Origin of the sequence: Chromohalobacter sp. HP20-39 (assembly GCF_033052815.1) — a bacterium.
Lineage (GTDB): Bacteria > Pseudomonadota > Gammaproteobacteria > Pseudomonadales > Halomonadaceae > Chromohalobacter.
The window spans coordinates 1-230 of sequence record NZ_JAWHTP010001249.1 but is presented as its reverse complement, the minus strand read 5'-3'; the positions used below and the strand labels follow the sequence as shown (position 1 = coordinate 230).

General features: G+C 61.3%; 1 protein-coding gene. It reads left to right on the top strand.

Features of this window, described 5'->3' with window-relative positions:
- Window positions 1-230, top strand: a 230-nt coding sequence (locus tag RVY79_RS21865; RefSeq protein ID WP_317466724.1) for a DDE-type integrase/transposase/recombinase, incomplete at both ends; no start/stop codon positions are given.

The window sequence follows — 230 nt, the reverse complement described above, 5'->3', positions numbered from 1 at the left end:
CTTGGAGATCGCTTGCGACAATGGCGAAAAGGTGCGCGTCGCCTTTGCACTCGACTGCTGTGACCGCGAGGCCATGGGGCACGTTGCTACCACCGGCGGCATCACCGCCGAGGACATCCGTGATCTGATGGTCGCCACTGTCGAGCATCGCTTTGGCCCGGTGAACCGCTTGGCCTCGCCCATTGAATGGCTCAGCGATAACGGCAGCCCTTACGTTGCTCACGATACTC